Source organism: Microcystis sp. M_OC_Ca_00000000_C217Col (assembly GCF_007095585.1).
Lineage (GTDB): Bacteria > Cyanobacteriota > Cyanobacteriia > Cyanobacteriales > Microcystaceae > Microcystis > Microcystis panniformis.
In genome coordinates, this window is the sequence record NZ_SFBV01000334.1 from 1 (window position 1) to 24,607 (window position 24,607).

The window sequence follows — 24,607 nt, forward strand, 5'->3', positions numbered from 1 at the left end:
TTACCAGCCCCACCGGTGAGAGAATTAGCCAGAGTATTGCCCACAATCGTGTCATTGAGGCTACCACCAATGACATTTTCAAAGGCAGTGGCACTAGCTAGGGTGAGAGTGAGATTTCCGGCGGTGACGGTTTGGGCGGCGGTACTGCCGAGATTGAGGTTGATGGTTTTAGTTGTGGTCGCCGCAAAGTTGAGGGTATCGATTCCAGAGGCATCAATTAGGCGATCGCTACCCAAGACCAGATCCGTGTCGAAGAGGTAAGTGTCGTTATCGGCCCCACCATCAAGGGTGTCGTTATTAGCCCCACCATCGAGGGTGTCATTACCTGAACCACCTTGAATATTGTCGCTGCCCGCATTACCTAGAAGGCTATCGCTGCCCCCATTACCATACATTAGATCATCACCAGCACCACCGTCAGAAGTGTCATTACCGTTATCAAGAACGATATTATCGGCGAGGCCAGTACCGTTAGTTATGTTATTGTCTAAGAGATTGCCGTCAAATATATCGGAAAAAATCGGGTTCATTGTCTTTCTTATGTCCTAATTAACTGTATTTCAGGGGAACGAAAGCTAGGGAACAATGGCTCTTCGTTACTTGTTATGGTTCGATAGGGGGGCATAAATCGACTAAATCCTTATCTGGCAAGAGACTTAATTGATTAGTTCGCTCTAGATAAAAAACAATTGACAAAAATCGCTACACAAACCGAAGAGCCGGAACAATCAAAAAATTAAATTGGCTCAAGGCCACTTTACCTTAATCTTGCGACTGATTAAAGGTAAAGAATTGAGGACGCATTACCGCCTCTCCACCCAGCCCTAGAGATGGAAACATCTAGATTATGTCAGGGAACAACTTATGGAACAGGCAAGAGTGGAGAGAACCTTGTATATTCTATTAGATACGAATGCCGCCATTATACAGCAAAGAATAGCCAAAAAGTAGTTAGCAAAATAAATCTTAACATTGCCTGAGTTCGGGTTAAGCAGATTATCGCCGCCCATGAAAATATTCTGATTTACGAATTTGCCTTATTTCTGAACTTCCCCCCTATAAATATAGTAGCTATGCCTAAAAGTCTTACAGAGCTTGAGCTAAAGCAATGTAAAACCAATAAACTACTCTAGATACAGTCAACGGTACAGCCATACTTACCACTTCCCACTGACAGAAGAGGGCTATAATTAATCTTAATAGACAGTCGATCGAGAGCAACAATATGTTAAATGCAGTGGAATTTAAAGCCAAAATCAAACAAGGTATCATCGAAATTCCCGAAGAATACCAACAGGACTTGAAGGAAGACAGCGAAGTTCAAGTTATTGTGATCAAACAAAATAAAAAAGTGTCAACCACTGGAATCATTGCCCAATTAACTCAAAATCCCGTTGCTGTTAAAGGTATTCGTAAATTAAATCGGGAAGAAATTCATCAGCTATAATTATGACCAATTCTCTTTATTTTTGTGATTCTAATATCTGGCTATACCGTCTTTTAATAGACCCAGAGTGTAACGATGCTGCAGAAAGGCGAAAACGCAATCTAGCGGCCGCTTTAACTAGCAGGGAAAATATCTTAATCAGTACGCAAATTATTAATGAAGTTTGCGCTGTTTTATCCAAAAAAGCTAAAATAAGTGAAGTTCAAATTAGACAAATTATTCAAGAATTTTACGATGGATGTCTTGTTATTCAACTTGATCGCAATATTATTTTAAGAGCCTCTGAACTCCGCACTCAATACAGTTTTTCTTTTTGGGATAGTTTAATTGTAGCTAGTGCCTTAGCAACCGATGCTAGTCTTCTTTACTCTGAAGATATGCAGGATGGGTTAATAATATCCAATCAACTAACTTTAATTAATCCCTTTCGATCGAGTTGATTATCAGTGTGATATTATTAAATTACTCATTTAATCAATAGTGATGAATAGGCAACAAAAGCGAGTTTTATCCCTATTTTCTGGCTGCGGGGGAATGGACTTAGGATTGGAGGGAGGTTTTTGGGTACACCAAGACTGTGTTAATGAAAATATTCATCGAGATTGGATAGTAGAAAGACGGGAACCATGGCTAAAACTACCGCGCACTACTTTTGAAACTGTCTTTGCTAATGATATAACTAAAGCTGCCCATAATGCTTGGATTCCCTACTTTGAAAAAAGGGGTAAAAAGAATGTATTTCACTTGGGGAGTATTGTAGATTTAGTCAAACAAGCAGAAAAAGGAGAGTTTCAGTTTCCCAGTAATATCGATGTAGTAACGGGAGGTTTTCCCTGTCAAGATTTTAGTGTTTCAGGAAAAAGAAAGGGGTTTAATTCTCACAAAAGTCACACGGGTAAACTACTAGACGAGAGTGAAGATAGTTTTCAGGATAATCGGGGGAAACTCTATTATTGGATGAAGAGAGTTATTGAATTAACCTTACCCAAAGTTTTTATTGCTGAAAATGTCAAAGGTTTAATCTCTTTGGCTAATGTTAAAGATATAATTGAAGATGATTTTAGTGCCATTGGTAAAGATGGATATATAGTTATCCCTAAACTTCTCTTTGCTCCCGATTATGGAATTCCCCAAACCAGGGAAAGAATTATCTTTATCGGTTTAAATAAAACCTATTTAAAAGCGACAGCGATAGGACATCTAGAAAATCATGATATTTTTCCGCATCCAACCCATAAAGTTATTAAGCATCAATTAAATCTGTTTGAGTCAATATATCCTCTTAAAACTTACAGTACAGTGGGTCAGATATTATCAGGTTTAGAAGAACCAGAAGATGAGTTATTTGACCTCTCACAAAAAAGCTATTCAAAAGCTAAACATTATGGTAAAACTCAGGGACAAATCGAGGTTAATTTACAGGGTTTAGGTCCGACTATTCGCTCGGAACATCACGGTAATATTGAATTTAGGAGATTATCTTTAGAATTAGGGGGAAAGATAGTTAATGAGTTAGAAGCAGGGTTAAAAATGAGACGTTTAACTGTGCGGGAATGTGCGAGAATACAGACTTTTCCCGATGATTTTCAATTTGTGCGTCCACAAAATAAGGGAGATGAAAAATATTCACTTTCGGCTACGGATGGTTACAAATTAATTGGTAATGCTGTCCCACCTTTGCTTGCTTACCACATTGCTAGACACCTAGAACATCAATGGGATTATTTGTTTGAAGATATTTATTCAGCTACTAAAGACAATTTACTGATGGAATTGCAGTAAAAATCCGTGCTTTGCTTTCTAAAGTATATAGTTAATAATGATAACTATATAATACTTCATCGGGTTGGATAAATAGGTTTATAAATTTTAGATAAACTCTCTTGATTAAGAGAATTATGGATATATAACTTAGCTTCTGGTATGCCATTAAATTGTCCATGAGAGTATCTTAATTCATTTCTCAATTGAAGAATATCACCTGTCTCGGTGTTTTCTATGGTAGTAATAATATTAAGTTGAGATTTGGGAACCTCATAATCAATTTTACTGATTTTGATTATCGAATTAAATTCTTTTTCCGAAGGAACTTTATAAATTTCTTGTTTACTATCATTGGTTTTAGCATAATAATATTGACGATCTAATATCTGCAATAACTTTTTAAGATTTGATAAATTCGGAGATAAATGATTTTTTAAATAATTGACAAGACTTTTTCCTGCCTGTTCAGAACACTTTGCTTTTAATTGTAGATAATCGTCTTGATTTCTCAATTCTTGAGAAATCCATTTTGATAAAGTTTTTTCTCTTATGGTAGCAGTGGTCTCTTTTTCATAGGTATCATAAGTTAATTGGGGATTACAAGGTAGGGTTGCTGATTTGTTTTCAACAGGATCAGAATAGTTAAATTTTATTTCATCATTATTGTTTTTAGTTATTTGTGATCTAGCTCCCTTCTTTTCATTAACATAATGCCAATCACCATGTTGATCTAGATATTCTAAAAGTTTTCCCCAGGTAAAAACGAACCATTGATTGTATTCATCTTTGGCATAAGTCTGAAATATATGTATTCCTCTTTTTTGAGTATCATCAGTTAAAAGATTAATCAATTGATATAACCCCATATTATTAAGTATATTGCTCTTTTCTTTCAAAGAAAACTCAAAATTATCAACAGTTATATCTATTAACTCATTTTTTTGACTATTGCCAACCCATTTAATTTCTGGTTTTGCAGAAATCTTGTTAAATTCATCGTGGGAACAAATGATTTTAGCTAGTTTCATTCCATTATTTATTATTTGAGTGCGAGCATTAGTAAAAGAAGGTAATCCTTTTATTGAATCATACTGTGATTCATTTATATCATCCTTAACAATTGCTTTTTTACATATTTCTATAAATTTTTGTGGATCCTCTGTCTTGGGAATTTCATTTTTTACTATATATATACCGTAAGCAACGCTCAACTCTCTTAATACTGTTTCTATACTTGCCATGGTTTACTAATCCTAAATTGAGAAAACAAATTATAATCTTTTTAGATGAACGTAGGTTGGGTTGAAGTATGAAACCCAACGCCCGCATGGGTTACGCTACCGCTAACCCATCCTACAAATAATTGTGCCTCCCTACTTAATTGGGCATCGACTCCTCAAAATCCCAACTTTACACTTCACCCTTAAGATAACTACTATAACCTGAGTTCGGGTTAGGGAAAACTGCCAAATTTCCCTAATCCGAACTAACCTTGATTACAAAACCTTATGGGTGTGAGAATGTTGTTTGACGTTATCCTCCGTCCGCACCACATGAACAGCATTCAAGATGCGTTTTTTCTCTAGGGAAAAGTTTAAATCGTCTTTTTGGCTGCCCAAGGGGATTAACCCTTGCAGGTGGGGTTGATTTTTATAGGTGCGAGTGGCCGCAATCGCCCTTTCGACAAAATTCTCGCATAATTGGGCATTATCGGGGAAATTACTGGGTATTTGAGGATTATCGTCCTGAAAAACCTCTCCCAAAGCCATGGCGCGGGCAAATTCGTAGGAAGTGGGAATCCCTTTGACAATTGCCTCTAGAGCTGCCGAGGGAATCGGTTCTAACACCGCCACTTTTTCTAATTCTCCCTCCTGTTTGAGAAAACAAATCGCTAAACCGAATACACAATAATCATCTTTTGTCAAGTCAGAAATGTTTAAGAATTGTGTCGCTGTGGCCATTATTTTTATCCTGAGTCGCTCTTTCTTTAATCTTGCGGGTGATCAGCGATCGAATCAAGGTTTTTATTAAGAGATATGAAGGAGAAAAATTTAGCAGGGTTGGGCCGCGCTAACGCACCCCCAGACGGAAAAAACTGATAGCTGTTAGACTAGAAACCAGCAGATTAACTGATAAACGAGCTTTATGTCACCCACTCTACTCATCTCCAAAGAACTCCCCACCCTGAAATATAATCCTAGTCTGGAGCGCTTTGATAGCTCTTGGGCGGCCCCTTTGTCCACTCTTCTGGGACTGGGACGGGCTGCCGGGGCAACTTTTATCGAATTTTTCCTCGAAAGAGTCAACTATATCAGTTGTTTAGCCGAAGATGACAGCATCACCAGTCTCTCACCGAAACTATCTACAGGGGCAGGAATCCGCCTTTTTCGCGGTAAAGCTGATTGTTATGTCAGTACCAACGATTTAAGCTTCCAAGGCTTAAAAAATGCCCTAGAAAAAGGTTTATCGATTCTGGGTTTAAACCTACCCAGTCCTAACGCATATATTCCCGAAATCAATCTGGAAATGTTCCGGGATTATGCCACGGTCAAAAATAAAGATATTTGGCTGAATAATTGCAGTTCTTTGCGAGAAATGGGTGATATTCTCCTAACTGCTAACGTTCAACTCAATCAGAAAGCCTCTCACGTCCAATCTCGTCGCGCCGCTTATTTTCGCGATTGGCAAGAAATTTTAGTTGCCGCTAGTGATGGCACTTTTGCCCGGGATATTCGCCTCACCCAATCGGTGGGCTATAATCTCCTCTGTGCCGATGGGACTAATCGTTCTAGCATTGGTAAACGGGTGGGTAGTACCAGTAATCCCGATTTTCTGCGGACTTGGAATGCCGAGGAATCGGCGGCAGAAGTGGCCGAATCGGCGGGTAAAATGCTTTACGCTGACTATGTAGAATCCGGCAGTTATCCCATCGTCATGGCCAATGAATTTGGCGGCGTTATCTTCCACGAAGCTTGTGGCCATTTGCTAGAAACTACGCAAATCGAACAAAAAACCACGCCCTTTCTCGATAAAAAAGGCGAAAAAATCGCCCACGAAAACCTGACAGCTTGGGACGAAGGATTATCCGATAAAGCTTTCGGTACTATCGATATGGACGATGAGGGAATGCCGGCCCAGCGTACTCTCCTAATTGAAAATGGTATCCTAAAAAACTTCATTGCCGATCGCACCGGTTCAATTAAAACCGGCCATCCGCGCACAGGTAGCGGTCGCCGTCAAAACTACACCTATGCGGCCGCTAGTCGGATGCGGAATACCTACATCGCACCTGGGGAATATACCCTCGATAATCTCTTTAATTCCATCGATAAAGGCATTTATTGCAAAAAAATGGGCGGTGGTAGTGTGGGGGCGACCGGGGAATTTAATTTCGCTGTCGAGGAAGCTTATCTTATCGAAAACGGCAATCTGACTAAACCCCTAAAAGGCGCGACTTTAATCGGTTCAGCTAAGGAGATTATGAATAAAATCTCTATGTGTTCCCAAGATTTAGGTCTAGCGGCCGGTTTTTGCGGTTCCGTCAGTGGTAGCGTTTATGTCACCGTTGGTCAACCCCATTTAAAAGTCGATTCTATTACCGTTGGCGGTCGTTAATCATGGCTTTAGTAATTCTCTACTATTTCCTCATCGCCATCATGATAGTGGGGATAATTGGCGAACTGCTGCCCGCTATCCCCGGCATGAGTTTGATTTTAATCGCCATGCTGGTGTGGGGTTTTGTGACCAAATTCGCGGGGATGGGGGTCGCTTTAACCGTGGCCTTTGTTATCCTTCTCCTCAGTCTGGGGGTGGAATTCCTCGCTAGTTATCTCGGTGCGCAAAAAGTTGGGGCGAGCAATTGGAGTCAAATCGGGTTAGTAGTGGGTTTATTAGCGGGAATATTCGGACTTTTACCCGCTTTACCCATTGGCGGCCCAATTATCGGCCTATTTATCGGTCCTGTGGTCGGGGCTTTTGTCGGAGAATACGCCTATCGTCGCGATTTGGAATTAACCCCCCGTTTGCAACAATCCCTAAAAGTCTGTGTCGGTATCGTCGTCGGCACGGTTATCGGTCACGTTGCCAAAGCTATGCTGGCCACGGCCGCCGTTATCGTCTTTATTGTCACCACTTGGCCCAATCTCTCTTCAGTTATCAGTTAGAAGATGTTGAATGTTGGGATTTTATTGGAAATTTCCCCATTCCCCCATTCCCCCACTTCCCTATCACTATCCTCCAACACCAAAAAAAATCTATGCCAAAAGTTGAAGATATCGCCCAAATCGCTAATTCTAGCGCCCAAGCTTTAGGAATTGCTAAATACGACATCTATGGTTCCTCGGTCGATGAAACCGATGTGGATGTGTTTCAAGGGGAACCCAAACAGGTACAAGCTTCCAATCGTTCCAGCGTTATCGTTCGCGTCTGGAATCGGGATAATCAAGTCGGTGTCACCTCGACCACCGATGTGGACCCGGTGGGACTGCAATTAGCCCTGAAAACCGCCCAAGAAGCCAGCTTTTTTGGTGTTAAGGAAAATGTCCCCGATTTTAGTCCTGCCGCCACCGCACCTACCACAGAAGTGGCCAGCGAAATGTCTAATCAAGCAGCTGTATCCACTCTCGTCGATAAGTTATTAGCCGCCGAAAAATCCCTACTAGCGGCCCATCCGGCTATTGCCAGTGTTCCCTATAACGGTTTGGGACAACAGCAGGTCAGACGTTTTTATCTCAATAGCGACGGGGCAATGCGTCAGGAAGCGCGTAGTTATGCCAGTGTGTATTTATACACCAAAACCGAACAGGAAGGCAAAAAACCCCGCAGCGCTGGTGCTTTTCGGGTTAGTCCGGGCCTGGAAAAATTAGATATCGATGGTTGCATCGAGGAAGCGATTACCAAAACTGTTAGCCATCTGGACTATCAACCGATTACCACGGGTAAATATTTAGTGGTTTTTGCCCCCCGGGCCTTTTTGAGTCTAATGGGAGCATTTTCTAATCTGTTTAATGCCCAAAATGTCCTTGATAAACAGAGTCTTTCTACTCCTGAATCCCTAGGAACACAAATCGCCGCTACTGCCTTAAATTTGTGTGATGATGCCCTCCATCCAGCTAATGTTTCCGCAGAAACTTTTGATAGTGAAGGCACTCCCACCCGTCGTGTGGAATTAATTAAAGAGGGGATTTTGAGTAATTTTCTCCATAGCACGATTACCGCTAAACGGATGAATACAGAACCGACTGGCAACGGTAACATTGGGTCAAAAGTAACGGTTAGTCCCCATTTTTATCACGTTTTTGCTAGTGTTAATCAACCCAAAAGCTATTCTTTGGAAACAGCAGAAAATGTGGTTTTAATTGATAGTTTACAGGCACTTCATGCGGGAGTTAATTCTCTACAAGGTTCCTTCTCTTTGCCGTTTGATGGTTGGTTAGTTAACAAAAATGAGCGCATTAGCATCGATTCCGCTACCGTAGCTGGAGATATTTTAACACTGCTGAAATCGATTGTTTATCTGGAACCGGAAGCGGTTATTACTCCCAGTGGTGTTTGTCCCTACGTTTGGGTAGAGGGTTTATCAATCACAGGAGAAGCTTAACACTATACCAGACCAAAATAGGGGGTATTAACCAGGGTAATACCCCCGCAAGATGGATGCTAATTTTATAGTCGTGGGTAAGGAGTGGCAAGTGCCGGGGTTCCAGAGAGGAAGTTTGAACATTATTAAGTAGTCGTGTAAAATTAATTTCCTAGTCGAGACTCCGAGACAGGAGACGGGAGACGGGATACAGCTATTAGGGATCGGATTTGAGTTTTCAGTTCACTGTTTCCTCACACCAGAAGTCTGACGGAGTAGTGGCTTAGATGTGTAATTAGGGTTTGCTGAATAAGTACGGGCGAAGCATTCGGATAGAAAATCTACCTTTTCACCGATAGGTTATTGTCCGAATGCTTCGCCCCTACAGGACGCGGGCCGATGAAGACGCAATTTCAAATTTATTCAGCAGACCCTAAATAGGGTTTGCTGAAAAAGTTTGTTGGTGGGGTTAGGAGTCAGGAGTCAGGAGTCAGGAGTCAGTAGCTGGTCGTTTCAGGCTTTGTTGCCCTCTTTTTTTTGTACCAATTTATGTACTACGAGAGGGATAATGCAAGGTTTTTGAGAGTCCCAATCGGATTTTCGCAGCATGAACATCGGATTTTAACAGGTCAAAAGCCTTATTTTAAAAGGGTTTCACCATTATTCAGCAGACCCTAAATATTTTACACAATTCATACCAGGTAAGCAAGAGGGCTACGGCACTACTACCGAATCATTAGCCAATTTCACTGCATCAGCTTCATCCCTTGCCACTGAACCAAATAAAGACAAAGACTTTACCCCCAGTTTTGGCAACTCTTCTCGGTGTGAGAGGAGGAGGCAGATTTTGCTGCCGTTTCCTCCTGATAGCTAAGATAGGATCAGTTTTTGCGGTAAAAAATCTTACTGCCTTGGTCACTGACAAAATGACAATTGCGGTAGGACCGCCAGAGAGATTTGAAAATCGGTTCTTTCGAGACGCGATAATAGTCTCCTAAGACGGGACGGATGGCCTCGGTTGCTTCTTGGAGATGATAGTGGGGAATAGTGATAAAAATATGATGGGCGACGTGAGTACCAATTTGGTGATGGATGGGATTAAAGATGCCATAATCGCGATCGATGGTAGAAAGCGCCCCTTTGAGAAAGTACCAATCTTGACCGCGATACCAGGGAATATCATCTTCAGTGTGGTGTAGGAATGTCACCAAGTCTAACCAAACCACAAAGACGATATAGGGCATGATGTAGTAGTTAAACAGAAACCAAAAGCCTTGGCTAATACCCACCCCGATTAATAGACCTAACATAAAGGTACAGCAAACGGTGCTAGTCAGTACCTGCCACCGTTCCGAGGGGCGAAAGAGGGGGCTTTCGGGCATAAAATGGGACCCCTGTTTATTAGGGGAACGACGGAAAAGATAAAGGGGGTAAACAAATAAAATTAGCTGAAAACGAGCTAATTTTTCGTACCAAGCCATATTGTTATACTGGGTTTCCGTGACGGGATACCAACTTTCATCGGTGTCGATATTGCCAGTATTAGCGTGATGGGTGCGATGACTGATGCGCCAACCGTGGAAAGGTACGAGAATGGGAGTATGACTGAGATGACCGATTAGGTTATTTAACCAACGATAACGGGAAAAGGAACCGTGACCGCAATCGTGACCGACGACAAATAAGGCCCAAAACATGGTTCCCTGCATAAACCAAAAAAGGGGGAAGAACCATGCTTGATTAATCTGGTAAGTTATCCAGTAAAGTAGGGTAATAATGCCAATATCAAAAAAAAAGTAGGCTAAAGAGCGAAAAACGCTTGATTGGAAGCAACGGGCCGGGATAGCTAGACGGACATCCTGTAGGGTAAATGGCAAAAATTCTCTTTTTAGGGAGGGTTTAGGTAGGGTTTGGGACACTAGGTTATAACTCAAGATAGATGACAGGGCAGTATTGACGAAAGCTTGAGAACTAAACTTTTCTGTTTCTCGATGCGCTATCTTTTCTCTATCTCAGCTAGGAGCAGATAAGACCGAGCGATCGAGCGAATTTCGTCTAACTCACTGGGATTTTATTCTAGGGCTTAATGTAACTTAACAAAAGCCCCTGGGGAAAGTTAATCAGATTCTCCCCCTGTCCGTCTGTCTCCTTGGGCATCCATACAATAGACTGGCTCTTCGGTTCGTGTTATCCACCCGATCAAACCAGACCGGCTCTTCTGGTTTCTGTGTGGAAACGAGGTCTATACTGATACTTTCTTCCGCAAAATAGCCCTAAAAGTCTTGCCCGATAAGCATTTCACGATTCCATAAGCAAAAATTATCACACAAGCAACGAAGAACCAAATATATTAACATTGTTTTGTCAGCAGATAAGTTTAGAGGTCTATTTATGGCAATAGCAACTTTGACAGCACTTCACGACACTGCGATCAAGAAATCGACAGAACAATCCAGTAAGCTACCCGATGGAATTAAAGTATGGGATTATTTTTTGTTAGGTTTAAGCCAAATTTCTTGATGAGAACTCTGTTTTTATTGTTTATCTGCTTGTTTTGGGGCAAAACAACTTTTGCAGAAACCTTACAAACGAGAAATTTTATTGTCAAGATTACTAGAAATTGTCCTGAAGGAGAGGTAGTGTGCAACAATGTCTCCTACACTGGAACAAGTTTAAGAACCGCAGAATCCATTAAACTTACTGGGAGAACTGTTTATCGTTTGTGTTCAGATAGGGTTACTCCCTGTCAATTTCTCGGCTACGAGTTTATTAATGGAAGTTATCGTTACTTTGTCACAGAAAGTGGTATAATAAGAGTCTATAAAAACGGCAAGCTTTTACTTGAAGAAACTGGTTCATGGCAGGATTAATCGTTTAATCAAAACTGATTAAATTCTCTTTCAAGTAAGTATATAAGAATTGCAGGCGTTGTGTTTCACTTTCAGTGAGTTGGTCTCCTTTTCCTCGCAACTCAAAATATCGTTGTGTAGCTGTCGATAAGCGTATTGTTTTACCTAGTTCTTCTAAAGCACTAAAATAACTGCCAGATATATTTCCCGCATTGAGTTGATTGCCATAAGATTTATTGTAAGTCTCCAAGACTTCCGTTGCCAAGTGTTTCTCAATTTGACCCGGTGCCAAGGTAATTCCTTTTTTGATATTAACAACAATGTAGGGACTTACTGGTTCATTACGAGTTGAAGTAATAGTACCATTCCGTTCCATTTGTAGGGATTCTAATTCAACTTCTTCAAAGAAAAAGGCATATGCTCCTGTCTGTAAGGGAGCTTCCCCAATGTTGGGAAGGCGGTTCTGATCGCCAGGATAAAAAGCAAATTCTACAGTTTTTACTTGAGGTCTAAATTCCGCATCTAGTATGGTTTTGAGAATATTATTGACTCCTTCTAAAGCTGCTGTTCCTAAAGCTGTAAAAGGAACGAGAAGGGGAAAAGTGCCGCCTACTTCACGAACAACTTCTTGTAATGCTCCTGTCACTTGATCTAATTTTGAGTCTCCTAATCCCTGACAAAAACTACTGAATGATAAATATAGTCTTTCTGTTTTCTTGTCTTTTTGGAAATCTTCAATAATCGCTACATTTTCTGCCCAAGTAGTAAGTAAATCATGGGTCAGTCTATTCATATTATTAATGTGATTGAGGTAGTGAGCTTTAATGATAGGTTTTTCTATATCTCCTAATCCTATCTGACTCATTACAGCAAAATAATCATTACCCCATTGTCCAGCTTTATACGCTTCTCTATACTTACTATAAAGTTGATGTGAAATAGTATTTATAGAGACTGTAAAATCTTCGGCAGCAGCAATTAAAGCATTATCATCTTTAAGGAATGGATCGAGTAATGGTCCGGGTTCCGTAATTGGTACTCTGCCGATGGTTGTGACTGTCATTTAAGCATCCTCCTAAGGGTGTATTTATAAAGTTTTACATGGCATCAATAGTTCCATCTGACACCTTTTTCGCCTCCCGTTTTCCATCCCTTGCCATTGCGACAATCAATATGAACGAAGCCCTTTTTTGCCCCCCAACCCAAGGCACCATACCAGTGTTGATCTACCCACTTTTGAAATTCAAACACATCTCCATGAGCAGGGCAAATATCGACCGCAGTTCCTCGGATATGCTGCGAGTTACTTACCCCTCCCACAGCACGATTGATTTGCTCAGGGCGATACCCAGAAGTGATGATAATGGGCTTCCCGTAGTCAGTGCGAATCTTCTCCAACTCTCGCATAATCGTGAGTATGTTATTTTGCAAAGTGGTGTCGTGCGGAATGCGTCGGGGGTCGTTTCGTAAGTTTTCTCCTAGAGTGAAATGGGGGGTTAAATGGGTGGACATATCACTCCAATCTACATCTTTCGGAGTCAAAATTTTGGGCATTTCCCTAACCACTTCGACTTTGCTAACCTGATCGCTAGATTCTGTGGCTGCCTTGCCTGTTTCGGGCTTTGCGGCTAACTCTTCCGTATGTAAAGATGTAGAAGGTAATTGTTTGATAACTTGACAAGCTTTATCGTAATAACGTTGACGATCCGACAGTCCGTTATAACCACCATTAACCTTTTTTGTTACCTCTCTAACAGTTGCACCCCGATCGCAAAGAGCATTCATGTTATTATTCTTCCACCAAAATCCAGCACTGGTAAAAGGATAAACCTGAGCGACATAGCTATGTCCCTGCATGACTTTTTGATCCTTGATAAAGTCTGCAAATTTCTGATAATTATGCCGTCCAGTTAATTGAATAACACCAGCACCTTTATATTTACGACCATCACCGGGAGAGGTATTTCCCAAATCTCGGCGACCTTCATAAGCACTACCACTGGCAATTTCTTCCATCCAACGCAGTCCTCCTGATTCATGGGCTGTTTGGCTGAGGAAATGTCTAATTCGTGGCACTGTATTAATTTCAAATCGCTGTAAACAAGAGTTTAAGTCATTGAATTGTTGATCACTCATTTTACGTCCATAGACAGACTCAGCTTGCTGACGAGTGACAAGATTAACGCCTTGATGCTGACTTGATTCTGGCGCGGATACAGATGATCGGCCATTGTCTTTGCTAGATTTTTGCCAAGGTAAATGCCAATGATCCGACCAAAGATACCAAATGCCAGCACCGTAGTCTAACTCCACTAGGCAATGTCCGTCAATTTCTTCTGAATACTTGAGGACTTTGTACTCTCTGCCCACAGGAACTTCTTTTTTCTCGTTTTCACCGAGGTCTGATGAATCAATAGGCTGCTTTTTCAGATAGGTTTTAGTAGTTGCCTTGATGATGGTATTGGGGGGCGCAATGACCCAATTTTCGGGTTCTACCTTTGTAGCTGTAGCTGATCTTTGAATCGAGCGGGTGGCTGCGGCTTTGAGGGTTCCTCTATTTGTTGAGGAGATGGCAGAAATTCTTGATAATTGGTCAATGGCTTCCCGCGCTGAACCATTCTTACTGGACTGGGGGACAGATGATAGTATTTTGTCTTCCCAAGGTAAGTACCAGTGATCTGACCAAATATACCAAATTCCCTGGCCGTAGTCTAATTCAACGAGGTAATGTCCATCAGATTCTTGTGAATGCTTGAGGATTTTATACTCTGTACCCACAGGAACTTCTTTTTTCTCGTTTTCACCGAGTTGTGATGAATCAATGGGTTGCTTTTTCAGATAGGTTTTAATGGTTGCTTTAATCTTTGTATTGGGGGGAGCAGCGACCAAATCTTCCCGATTCTGGGTTACTGATAAGATTGAGGTGACAGGTTTCGCCGCCGCAGAAAGTTGAATTTTATCCAGTAAAGCTTTCCCGTTAGTCTGTTGACTTACCCAATCTTGATTTTGGATCAGCCAGTTTTTTATGGAATTATTTCCCCCATCTACTCCATCCCTTTCATACTCGTCAATAGCTTGCGCTAGTTCTTTCCTCTGCTCAACAGCAAACAAATCCTTGAGGATATCATCCCTTGATTGAGAATTGCCAAGGCCAATTCGGGCGATCGCCCGATTCATTTCGTACTTCCAGCTATCTCCCTCCGTTGATGCCCCCGGTATTCGTAGTTCGATGGCGCGATCGAGATAGGAGATGGCTTTGTCTAAATCAGGAGGCTGTGAACTGATATAAGCATAACCTAACTCTGCATTATACGAAGGATTATTGTTATCACTGGCTACCAGAGCCTTAAAAATCGGAATTGTTCTATTGACCCGATCTTTAAATGTTAGAGTTCTCCTTCCCAAGCTACGGGCATCATGGGCAAGATTAAAAGCACGTTCTTTAACATCATCAGTAGCAGATTCAAGTTTCTCTTGCATTTCTGATAATTCGGACTGATTTAGCCCTTCTTGAATCTGCTGGTTGACTAGATTGCGGATGTATGTTTTTTCTTCGAGTTCTTTTGCCTGAGATTCTGCTTTCTCTTTGGCTAGGTCAGCCGTTTTTATACGGTTAATTACCTTCTCTAATGCCGCATCCAGGATGGCTTTACCACCGTAGCCGCCCACCAATCCAGTGACAAAAATCGTGATTTCCAAGCCTGGATCGCCAGTTTTTCTAAGTTCCTGGGGTAAGAACTTATAGGCGATAAATGCCCCACCTATGCCAACAAAAATTTCTCCCAAAAAGCCAGGGTTGAGATTATTGGGATTTTTCTTACTCCAAGACGGCAATTCTAACTCGCCGTCAAGCAATATGGAGTAAAGTAATCCACCAAGTGCCCCAGCTAGTATCAGGCTTAGATAGAGAGTATTTATGCCATTGAACCATTGTAAGTAACCTTGCAAATCGCTAATTTTGGCGGCATTGTTACTCGCAGAACTTGTAAAACTGATTAACTTAGCAAAGCCCAGAGCCATACCAAGTCCTAATAAAAAAGTAAGAATGAAATTAGTAGTCTTGGGAAAGGGGGGAAATGTTAGCGGAGGTTTTTGTTTTGCTTTGTTCATGAACTTAGACTCCAAAACTCAGTTTGTTTACTGTTGAAAAATTAGTTTTATTGGCAGGGATTAATGGGCTTAGATGACTCAATCTCGCTGTTACTTATACGTCAGAATTATCCTGTCCGTTGTTGCTATCGTTATTCAAAGAGCGGAGCGATTTACCTAATAAGTCTCCTAACTTACCATTTAGCAGTGATTGGATCAGTAACATACCACTGGTGGAAAGCATTAACTTGTTAATCTCTTCTCCATTTCCATTGGGAAAAGTATAGATATTAGAGTCTCCCAAAATCCCTGCTTGGGGGGCTAATGCTTTGGCAATTTCAACAACCTGGGGTAAATTTTCCATTAATCGAGGCGCTAACTCCCGAATCATTTGAGCCGTGCGATCGGCATCCGTAGCCGGTATGAGATGGTAACGCTTACCTTCTGCTTCTGCCAAACGTTCGATAGTTTTTGCTTCGTTCTCCACTGACTCTGCGGCTATTTCCGCTTGCAGCTTCTGGCGTTTGGCTTGAGCTTCTTCAATTGCTGTAGTAACAGCTTCTTCTGCTTGGGCGCGTTCTATTTCTGTTTCCAGCCGTTCTTTTTCTTTGCTAATAATCGAGATGGTTGCAGCAATTTCTCCCGTTTCTATTTCTTGATTGACTGTTGCTTGCTTTAAGCGAAACGTTTTATTTTCCTCAATTAATTTTGTGTCCTGTAAGAGCTTGTTAAGTTGAATTTCAATCTCTGTTGTGTTTTTGAGGGATTCTAGTTCTTTTTTGTCGTTTAACTCAGCAATTTCGAGCTTTTTCTTTAAAGCTAATTCAGAGGTTTCAATCGCCTCCTGTAGTTCTTTTTCTTTTTCATTTTGGTATTTTTCTATAATTAGCTCATGATCAGTCTTCCTCTTTTCGACTTTTTCCAGTGTTTCTAAATTTTTCAAAGATGTTTCTTGATGTGTAAGCTCTTGATTTTCTAGTTCAATCCCTATCTCTAATTCCTTTAGCCTTATATCTCTGCCTTTCTCTAATTCCTGTTTTCGTATTGTTTCTTCCGTATCTAATTCCTGTTTTCGTATTGCTTCTTCCGTCTTTAACTCTTCCGTGCGAGTTGCCAGAATTGCCGGTTGAATAACTTTTGTCCTAGCTTCAACTGCCTTGGCATCGAAATAGTTGTCAGCAGTATAGTTGGCACTTTCTTCAATTTCACCAATAACTAGGTCTCTAACAGTTAATCCTAGAGGATTTAGGCAGTTACCAAGTATAGTCGTAGCCTCTTTTCCCACCTCTGTGCGATTTGTATGGAGATAGTCTAATGTATGTTTACTGGCACTTCCTCGTAAGGCGGTTTCGGCGCGTTTTTTAACAGCTTTCTCTACGGCTACGGTTGAAATACTGTCTTCTTCTACCCAAAATTTTTGAGCCTTTTGGTTGTCTTCTTTTGTGTCGGCAATATAGACATAAATTGTCGCTTGTACATTGGCTCGTAAATAATCCTGAGTACGAATATTTGATACTTCTATATCAACAGCAAATTCTTGGGATCGAATCGTGTCTGAGTCTGGTTCAGTCCATGCCTTTAAACCTCCAATAATTTTATCTTTTTGTGACCACAAAGAAACCAGTATCAAGGTGACTACAACAGTCAGTCCTATCGGCACTAAAGAGAAACTGCCGTTACTTGGCGGTGAATTTGATCGGGAAGGATCAGGGGAAGACTGAGCGACAATAACAGGCTCTGTTTGGCTGGGTTGTACTGCTCTCATATAGTAAAGATTCAGATCAGGAAATTCCAGCAATCTTAACATTTATGGTTTTCCAGTAGATAATATGTTAACAAAAATTTGTAACCGTTCAGGGGTAGGGCTGTTTCATTTAACCCCATATTTCGCACTTCAGTCTTATTCTTTCTATGATAAGTTTAACTTATATAGTAGTGATTGATCTCTGTGTTCTTTGTGTCTCTGTGGTTCGTTCCACGCACTCGTCCGCAAGACCGTATCTTAGAATACATTTTACCCACCAAACCCGGGAGAGCCAACGGATTTAGTATTAGAGATAATTGGCTGTGAAAACCCAAAAAAAGGGCGAACAAAATTCACCCTAACAGACAAAATAATCATCCTACAAAGTACCGATAAACTGATCAATGCGATCAAATCCTTTTTCAATCGTCTTTAGGTCTGTAGCATAGGAAAGACGAATACAATCATCAGCACCGAAAGCAATACCGGGGATAGCAGCCACTTTTTGGGTTTCGAGGAGTTTCTGACAAAAATCCCGGGATTTTAAACCAGTTTGACTAATATCGATAAACACATAAAAAGCACCGTTGGGAGTAGGACAATTAAGTCTGGGGAGCGATCGCACTCGTTCTAAAATATACTGTCGGCGCTCGCTAAAAGCTTTGACCATTTCCTCGATGCAATCTTGGGGACTTGCCAAAGCAGCGATCGCACCGTATTGAGCAAAAGTGCAGACATTGGAGGTACTATGACTTTGGATCTTAGTCATAGCCTTGACAATTTCCACCGGTCCTGCTATGTAACCGACGCGCCACCCCGTCATCGAGAAAGCTTTAGCAAAACCATTGCTAATAATACTGCGCTGAAAGATTTCCGGACCAAAAGAAGCGATACTGCGGTGAATTGCGCCATCGTAGAGGATTTTCTCGTAAATTTCATCAGAAACCACTAAAATATCCTTTTCAACCACAATTTTTGCTAAAGCTGCGATTTCTTCGGGAGTATAGACAATGCCGGTGGGATTAGAGGGAGAATTGAAAACAAATAATTTAGTTTTCGGTGTAATTGCCGCTTCTAGCTGTTCGGGGGTGATTTTATACTGATTCTCTAGGCTAGTGTTCACTATAACCGATGTTCCTCCCGCTAACGTCACCATTTCAGGATAACTCAACCAGTAGGGTGCGGGAATAATTACTTCGTCCCCCGCTTCAATTAACGCCATGATTAGATTGTAGAGAGACTGTTTACCGCCATTGGTAACAATCACATTATCGGCATTGTATGCTAGTTGATTATCCCGCAGCAATTTCTCGGCGATCGCTTTTCTTAACCCCGCTTCCCCGGCAGCCGGTCCGTAGCGAGTTTTTCCCTCATCGAGGGCCTTTTTCGCGGCAGCTTTGATGTGAGTGGGTGTGTCGAAATCTGGTTCCCCGGCGCTAAAACTACAGACATCTTCGCCGTTTTTCTTCATTTCCTTGGCCAGAGAGTCGATAGCTAGGGTAAGGGAGGGGGTGACTTGATTGACTCGTGACGCTAGTTTCATAGTATTTTACCCTGAACGGGCTTTTCTGATGACCTACACAACCTTTAGTATTGTCCATCACCTCGATTGTTCTGGGTGTTTTTTTATATAATCTCCGGAATTGCGGCGCTTAGGGATGGGTGTGGGGTGTGGGGTGATGGGGAAGTGGGGTGATGGGGTGATGGGGAAGTGGGGTGATGGGGTGATGGGGAAGTGGGGTGATGGGGAAGTGGGAAGTGGGGTGATGGGGTGATGGGGAAAGTGGGGTGATGGGGAAGTGGGGTGATGGGGAAGTGGGGAAATGGGGAAGTGGGGTGATGGGGAAGTGGGGAAATTGAACTAAAACCCCAAAACCCCAAAACCCCAAAACCTGTCTCCTGTCTCCTGTCTCCTGTCTTCGTTATTGAGGATTTTTTCTTTTTGCGGGTTTTTGTTTGCTGGTAGGGAGTAGGGGAGCGGTTAATTTTTCATAGAGTTCAAAGAGGTATTCAATACGGTTTAATTCACTGGTAAAGGGTTGGGGACGATAACACAAATCAACGGCTTTGTCAAGTTTTTGGTGAGCTTTGAGCAAGTCGGGAGGCATGGTTAAAGGATCGTATAAATCCGCAAGGCTACTATCGGGATATTTTGCCCTAGTATCTAGCACAGCTTGAGCGCAAGTTTCAACGGTTTGTTTTTGTTTGTCGGTGATATTTTCTGGAAAAGGAAAATTATTATAAACAATATCTTTTGAGTAACGATAATCACTTTTTAATCTGCCACACACATATTTAACCCATGCCATGTGCATTTCAGAAGTTAAAATACCAAATAAATATAAATCGCCGTTCGGAATAGACTGACAAGTATCACTTACGATATTATCAGCAGTAAAAAAGCCAATAGGAATGTATTTTCTATTTTCTGACGTAGTTCTAGGTACAAGAATATAGTCTGATTTGGGTTGTGTGATTTGTCGAAATAAACAATGATAAGAATAGTTTCGAGTTGAAGCTGCAATACTTTTTGCTCTCAATTGCTTCACGGCTTCCACACGCTCCAAAATTTCAGGTATATTCTTTAGTTCATTGGGTTTAATATCGAGTAGCCACAAACACCATTTTTTGCCACCATTTAAAAATTCTCTAGCACTAATAAAAGGTCTAATAAATTTAATTAACAAAGGGTTTTTTGAGACAAGAGTATTTTTTTCTTCTTCAGATAAAATAAAATTACCTCCATCTGTTGGCTTATTTCCATACATCATATTAGGGACATTACAGAGAGGATATTTTCGATTAAAAACCAGAATATTGTTTGCATTGATTAAGTAAGGATTAATATTTTTGGCTTTTATTAAAAGCGGCTCACTGGTTATAGTCTGATAGTCGAATAGATATTTTTCATTAGCTTCAAAACTAGCAAATCCAATAATCACACAATGAACCGCAGCATTACCTTTAGCTTCATTACTCCATTTGAAAGTTCTATGGGCAAAATGAATACTGATATTAAATTCGTTTATTAAAACATTCCATAAGATAGATGATTGTTCCCCTTGAGAAATAGAATTAGTCGCCACTAATCCCACCTTAATTTTTGTGCTTTGAATAAATTGAGCAGATTTATAAAACCATGCTGATACATAATCCATAACCCCTGATCCAATGATTTTATCAAGAACTAGCTTTAAGTCTTCTTTTTGATCAAAATTTTGGTAATGATGCCCCACAAAAGGAGGATTCCCTAAAATAAAATTGAGCTTTTCTTTTGATATAACTTCCTCCCAATCAATCCGTAAGGCATTTCCATGAACAATCTTTGCCGCTTTCTTTAATGGTAAACGCACAAAATACTGACCAAAAGTATTACTAACTTTAATATTCATCTGATGATCAATTAACCACATTGCCACCTCAGCCACCCTCACCGCAAACTCATCGTATTCAATACCCGCAAACTGATTGACATCTACCTGAATAATGGTACTAATATCTGTTACTAACTGCCCCGTTTTATCTAACTCCTGTAATACCAAAATCTCTAAATCCCGTAACTCCCGATAGGTAATAATTAAAAAGTTGCCGCAACCACAGGCAGGATCAAGAAAATATAAATTAGCAATCTTTTTCTGAAATTCTAGTAATTTATTGCGATTGCCTTTAACCTTCTCAAATTCTCTGGATAAATCATCTAAAAATAACGGTTTAATCACCTTTTGAATGTTCTTCTCGGAGGTATAATGCGCCCCTAAATTGCGTCGCTCTTTTGGATTCATTACCGCTTGAAACATAGAGCCAAAAATAGCAGGGGAAATTTTTCCCCAATCAAAAGCACAAGCTTCTAATAACATGACTCGCATCTTGCTATCAAAAGCCGCTAAGGGTAATGACTCCTCGAATAACTTGCCATTTATGTAGGGAAATTGAGTTAAATTCTCATCCAGATTTTTTAATCTTTTTTCTTCTGGTGTATTCAAAACCTGAAAAATAGCATCAATGTGCATCGCCAAATCACTGCCATCTTCTTTGGTATGTAGATCGATATATTCCCAGAAAATCCCCTTATTAAAAATACCCGTATCATCGGCAAATAAACAAAATAATAAACGCACTAGATAAACTTCCAAATCATGCCCTATATAACCAATTTCTTTGAGGCAATCATGAAGTTTTCCCATTAACTCGGCGGCTTGAATATTGACGGGGTCTTCGTCTTTATAAACTCGCTTTTCGTAACCAGCAATAAAATCAAATAAATGAACGTTATCAACAAAATTACTTAATTCAAATTCCCATTGATTGCCCGAATCTAAATCATATAATTTAAACCGTTGAAAATCCGAGACTAAAATATAACGCGGTAACTCATGTTCCTTTAAATTGGGAAAATAATCCTTAGCCTGTTGTGTGGCTTTTTCTAAATCTTTCCCCTTCGATTTATGCTCAACTAAAATCGTTCCTTTCCAGAGTAAATCAATAAAACCCTGTTTATTATCTGCTTTTTTTATCGGTTGCTCAAAACTGGCTACCCTACGCCGTGAAATGCCAAAGACATGAAAAAACTCATTCCAAAAAGATTGAGATTCTGCTTTTTCTGAAGTCTCTCCTTGCCACTCTTTTTGAAAGGTAATCGCGCGATTTTTAATTTCATTCCAACTTAAAGGCATAGTTTTAACTCCTTATCTTTCGCGGGTTTGCTCAAAGATAGTAGAAAATGGTGTAGGGAGCCAGATGCAGTCAGTAAGGGATACAGATAGTTTCCATTTTAGGTGATTTTTTGGTAAACTACAAGGGAAGCTAGAAATTAGTAACGCCTTGAGAATTGTAGCCGCTTAGTTACCAATCTAGTTATTGACTCCAACGAACAACCTATCGCTATGTCCAAGACTCTCTACGAACAAGATTTTCAATTGTGGCTCGCAACAACAATTAGCCATCTACAGAAGCGGGAATTTGCTGCGCTGGATACTGATAACTTAATTGAGGAGTTAACCGAGTTGGGAAAATCGGAAAAAAGAACTTTAGAAAGTAATTTGATGATTCTTTTGGCTCACTTGCTCAAATTAAAAGTACAGCACAACGCACCGCCATCCATGAAAGATAGCTGGTATTGTTCTATTATTGAGCATCGCCAGCGAATTGAGAAAAACTTACGCAATACGCCTTCCCTGAAATCCTATCTAGAAACTGCTATCGAGGAAGCTTATCCAGATGCTCGTCAAGTGGCAATTAAGGAAGGGAAACTCGCTCAATTTGGTGTTCGGATTCCCCCAGAAAATGATTATCCTAAAATTTGTCCTTTCTCGCCAGAGCAAATCTTAGATGAGAACTTTTATGGCAATTGACTAGAGGAAATAGTTAGGGTTTGCGGCAAAAAGTTTATTGGTGGGGTTAGGAGTCAGGAGTCAGGAGTCGGGAGGGGAAGAAAAAGATGAACGTAGCGACTGTTTCAGTGCCTACTCGCTACAAGGAGCAGGCGCCAAGCAGAAGTGTTTAGCCCACCTAGAACGAGAATTAAAAGCTCTCTGACAGAGTCGCTTTCAGGGCAATCGGGATTTTGCCCGCCAAGTGCAATCAGTATTATGGCAAGCTCGACTTGCTTATCAGAATTATCAAGAAGGAAAACGGCTCTTCGGTTTGTGTTATGCAATGGACGGGGGTTATAAGGGATGGAACCCTTATAGAGAAAGGCACTTAGCGATTTTTGTCAATTGTTTTTGCTCTAGAGCCAACTAATCAATTAAGAAGAACCGAATATTTTTATCCATCGTTGGAAAATACACGGAATGTTTCTGGATATCCTTTTCTACGGGGTGAATATACGGAAACTTTCTGCTTTTTGTCCTCTAGGGGTTGACTATTACGGAAATTTCCTGTACAGTAGCTTACTGGACTTGAGTAACAACTATTTTGGTATCTCAAGAAAAAGCTAACCTACTGAAAAAAGAGAATAAGATGTCCATTAGTGTCGTAAAACTTCACCCTGACTGCGTGGCTATCTTCAATGAGTTTAAAGGTAATGCTAATAAACCAACGCATGATTTTCTGACTATGAAGTTGGATGGAGTCAACATCGTTCCTGATTTGTGTCCACCGATTGGTACTTCATCTGAAGACCCTAGATTCGGGGATAAGGAGCATCCTGCATTTGATCACATGGTTAGTCATTTGATCGAGAAAGGTAGTGGATATGCATTTTACATATTTCGATATGACAAGGGAAACGGTCATCCCAGTAAACTTGTGTTTTACACTTATGTAGATGACAATGGCCCAGCAAAGACTAAAATGGCTATCACATCTTCCAAACAAGTCGTGGAAAAAGGCTGTCCAGGTTTTTCGCTTAAGATTCAGGCAAATTGCAAGGAGGATCTTTCATACAAAGTCGGTTTGGATCTTGTTTTAGAACGCCCGTAGGTTAGGGTAAGTGCGATCGCTGTTATCTTGTTGATTAAACTTTAAAATTGTCATTGCTTGGGATAGGAATGCAGGGGGCGATCATTTTTGGAATGAGCAATTTTTTGGGCATGGCGATCGCTTTTGGGGCAGGGGTAAGAGCGATCGCATCTCTCCTAGGCTAGAACGCCGATTGCCAAGGATGGTCAGTCAGCCCTAGATAGTCAACAGCTTACCCGAAAAAGCTAGATTTTGTAACAAAATTTAGTATTACTTAGGGCTGGCTGAATAATGGTAAAACCCTTTTAAAATAAGGCTTTTGACCTGTTAAAGTCCGATGTTAGTGCAAGAAAATAGGATTGGGACTTTCAAAAACCTTGCATTATCCTTCTTGTAGTACATCGCTTGGTACACAAAACAAGGGCAACAAAGCCTGAAACGACTGGCTACTGACTCCTGACTCCTGACTCCTACCCCCAGGAAAAACTTTTTCAGCAGACCCTAGTAAGACTTTTAGACTTTTTGTCAATCAAAAAGTACCAGATATGGGAGTGGTCGGGGGGAAAATTCCTGGACTTTTTCCCTGAAAATTAGGTAATTTACCCGATGAAAATGGGTAAAACCCCACACCCCACACCCGTTACAGTAGAGCAGGAAGTCGCCTTCCCACCCCCTGCTTCAAAACCGGACTTACGACTTTCGCCGTATCCGGCTCCTGAGTAACTAGGCTACTG

Annotated in this window: 19 protein-coding genes and 1 pseudogene; 10 read left to right on the top strand and 10 right to left on the bottom strand. The window is 40.9% G+C overall.

Features of this window, described 5'->3' with window-relative positions:
* On the bottom strand, positions 1 to 530 hold a 530-nt coding region (locus EWV66_RS21455; RefSeq protein WP_287108925.1), incomplete at its 3' end, for a calcium-binding protein.
* 695 nt (positions 531 to 1,225) lie between these two features.
* On the opposite strand from EWV66_RS21455, the gene EWV66_RS21460 reads away from it, so the two are divergent.
* Genes EWV66_RS21460 through EWV66_RS21470 form a run of 3 tightly spaced genes read left to right on the top strand, consistent with a single transcriptional unit; the run spans position 1,226 to position 3,229 of the window.
* Positions 1,226 to 1,447, top strand: a complete 222-nt coding sequence (locus EWV66_RS21460; RefSeq protein ID WP_052276732.1) for a hypothetical protein — start codon at positions 1,226 to 1,228, stop codon at positions 1,445 to 1,447.
* Positions 1,448 to 1,449: 2 nt separating this feature from the next.
* Positions 1,450 to 1,887 (top strand): PIN domain-containing protein, encoded by a 438-nt coding sequence (locus tag EWV66_RS21465; RefSeq protein WP_128575209.1) that lies wholly within the window; start codon positions 1,450 to 1,452, stop codon positions 1,885 to 1,887.
* A gap of 43 nt (positions 1,888 to 1,930) precedes the next feature.
* On the top strand, positions 1,931 to 3,229 hold the full coding sequence (locus EWV66_RS21470) for a DNA cytosine methyltransferase (protein WP_287108926.1): 1,299 nt from the start codon (positions 1,931 to 1,933) through the stop codon (positions 3,227 to 3,229).
* Between the two features lie 56 nt (positions 3,230 to 3,285).
* Here EWV66_RS21470 and EWV66_RS21475 read toward each other — a convergent pair whose 3' ends face one another.
* Both EWV66_RS21475 and EWV66_RS21480 read right to left on the bottom strand, forming a co-directional pair.
* Complete coding sequence (locus EWV66_RS21475) at positions 3,286 to 4,452, bottom strand: hypothetical protein (RefSeq protein ID WP_079208847.1); 1,167 nt, start codon at positions 4,450 to 4,452, stop codon at positions 3,286 to 3,288.
* Positions 4,453 to 4,707: 255 nt separating this feature from the next.
* Positions 4,708 to 5,172: a hypothetical protein gene (locus tag EWV66_RS21480; protein WP_002757789.1), complete on the bottom strand. Its 465-nt coding sequence runs from the start codon at positions 5,170 to 5,172 to the stop codon at positions 4,708 to 4,710.
* Positions 5,173 to 5,356: 184 nt separating this feature from the next.
* On the opposite strand from EWV66_RS21480, the gene EWV66_RS21485 reads away from it, so the two are divergent.
* From EWV66_RS21485 to EWV66_RS21495, 3 genes are all read left to right on the top strand, one after another.
* Positions 5,357 to 6,826, top strand: coding sequence for a TldD/PmbA family protein (locus EWV66_RS21485; protein ID WP_052276730.1), 1,470 nt, complete (start codon positions 5,357 to 5,359; stop codon positions 6,824 to 6,826).
* A 2-nt stretch (positions 6,827 to 6,828) separates the two neighbouring features.
* On the top strand, positions 6,829 to 7,374 hold the full coding sequence (locus EWV66_RS21490) for a DUF456 domain-containing protein (protein WP_287108928.1): 546 nt from the start codon (positions 6,829 to 6,831) through the stop codon (positions 7,372 to 7,374).
* Between the two features lie 92 nt (positions 7,375 to 7,466).
* Entirely contained in the window at positions 7,467 to 8,810 is a 1,344-nt protein-coding gene (locus EWV66_RS21495; RefSeq protein WP_287108930.1) for a TldD/PmbA family protein, read from the top strand.
* 729 nt (positions 8,811 to 9,539) lie between these two features.
* On the opposite strand, the pseudogene EWV66_RS21500 reads toward EWV66_RS21495, so the two are convergent.
* Positions 9,540 to 9,635: pseudogene (locus tag EWV66_RS21500) on the bottom strand (nucleotidyltransferase family protein); the annotation flags it as partial.
* 35 nt (positions 9,636 to 9,670) lie between these two features.
* Positions 9,671 to 10,708, bottom strand: coding sequence for a fatty acid desaturase (locus tag EWV66_RS21505; protein ID WP_002783396.1), 1,038 nt, complete (start codon positions 10,706 to 10,708; stop codon positions 9,671 to 9,673).
* 472 nt (positions 10,709 to 11,180) lie between these two features.
* Here EWV66_RS21505 and EWV66_RS21510 point away from each other — a divergent pair, with 472 nt between their 5' ends.
* Positions 11,181 to 11,309, top strand: coding sequence for a hypothetical protein (locus EWV66_RS21510; RefSeq protein WP_260441201.1), 129 nt, complete (start codon positions 11,181 to 11,183; stop codon positions 11,307 to 11,309).
* A complete protein-coding gene (locus EWV66_RS21515; protein WP_072926412.1) occupies positions 11,309 to 11,659 on the top strand; it encodes a hypothetical protein in 351 nt (116 codons plus the stop codon). Before EWV66_RS21510 ends, EWV66_RS21515 begins: the two co-directional genes overlap by 1 nt.
* 4 nt (positions 11,660 to 11,663) lie before the next feature.
* On the opposite strand, the gene EWV66_RS21520 is transcribed toward EWV66_RS21515, so the two are convergent.
* The 5 genes from EWV66_RS21520 to EWV66_RS21540 all read right to left on the bottom strand — a co-directional run bounded on the left by EWV66_RS21520 (position 11,664) and on the right by EWV66_RS21540 (position 22,144).
* The gene (locus EWV66_RS21520) at positions 11,664 to 12,701 is read right to left on the bottom strand and encodes a hypothetical protein (protein ID WP_287108933.1); all 1,038 of its coding nucleotides are present in this window, start codon (positions 12,699 to 12,701) and stop codon (positions 11,664 to 11,666) included.
* Positions 12,702 to 12,745: 44 nt separating this feature from the next.
* Entirely contained in the window at positions 12,746 to 15,748 is a 3,003-nt protein-coding gene (locus EWV66_RS21525; RefSeq protein WP_287108934.1) for a D-Ala-D-Ala carboxypeptidase family metallohydrolase, read from the bottom strand.
* Between the two features lie 94 nt (positions 15,749 to 15,842).
* Positions 15,843 to 17,534 carry an SPFH domain-containing protein gene (locus EWV66_RS21530; RefSeq protein ID WP_287108935.1) on the bottom strand — a complete coding sequence of 564 codons (1,692 nt, stop codon included), beginning with the start codon at positions 17,532 to 17,534 and terminating at the stop codon, positions 15,843 to 15,845.
* A gap of 316 nt (positions 17,535 to 17,850) precedes the next feature.
* Positions 17,851 to 19,014: a pyridoxal phosphate-dependent aminotransferase gene (locus EWV66_RS21535; protein ID WP_052276723.1), complete on the bottom strand. Its 1,164-nt coding sequence runs from the start codon at positions 19,012 to 19,014 to the stop codon at positions 17,851 to 17,853.
* 379 nt (positions 19,015 to 19,393) lie between these two features.
* On the bottom strand, positions 19,394 to 22,144 hold the full coding sequence (locus EWV66_RS21540; protein ID WP_287108937.1) for a DNA methyltransferase: 2,751 nt from the start codon (positions 22,142 to 22,144) through the stop codon (positions 19,394 to 19,396).
* Between the two features lie 210 nt (positions 22,145 to 22,354).
* Here EWV66_RS21540 and EWV66_RS21545 point away from each other — a divergent pair, with 210 nt between their 5' ends.
* Positions 22,355 to 22,822: a DUF29 domain-containing protein gene (locus EWV66_RS21545; protein WP_052276721.1), complete on the top strand. Its 468-nt coding sequence runs from the start codon at positions 22,355 to 22,357 to the stop codon at positions 22,820 to 22,822.
* A gap of 565 nt (positions 22,823 to 23,387) precedes the next feature.
* A complete protein-coding gene (locus EWV66_RS21555; protein ID WP_052276720.1) occupies positions 23,388 to 23,894 on the top strand; it encodes a cofilin family protein in 507 nt (168 codons plus the stop codon).
* Positions 23,895 to 24,607: the final 713 nt, after the last annotated feature.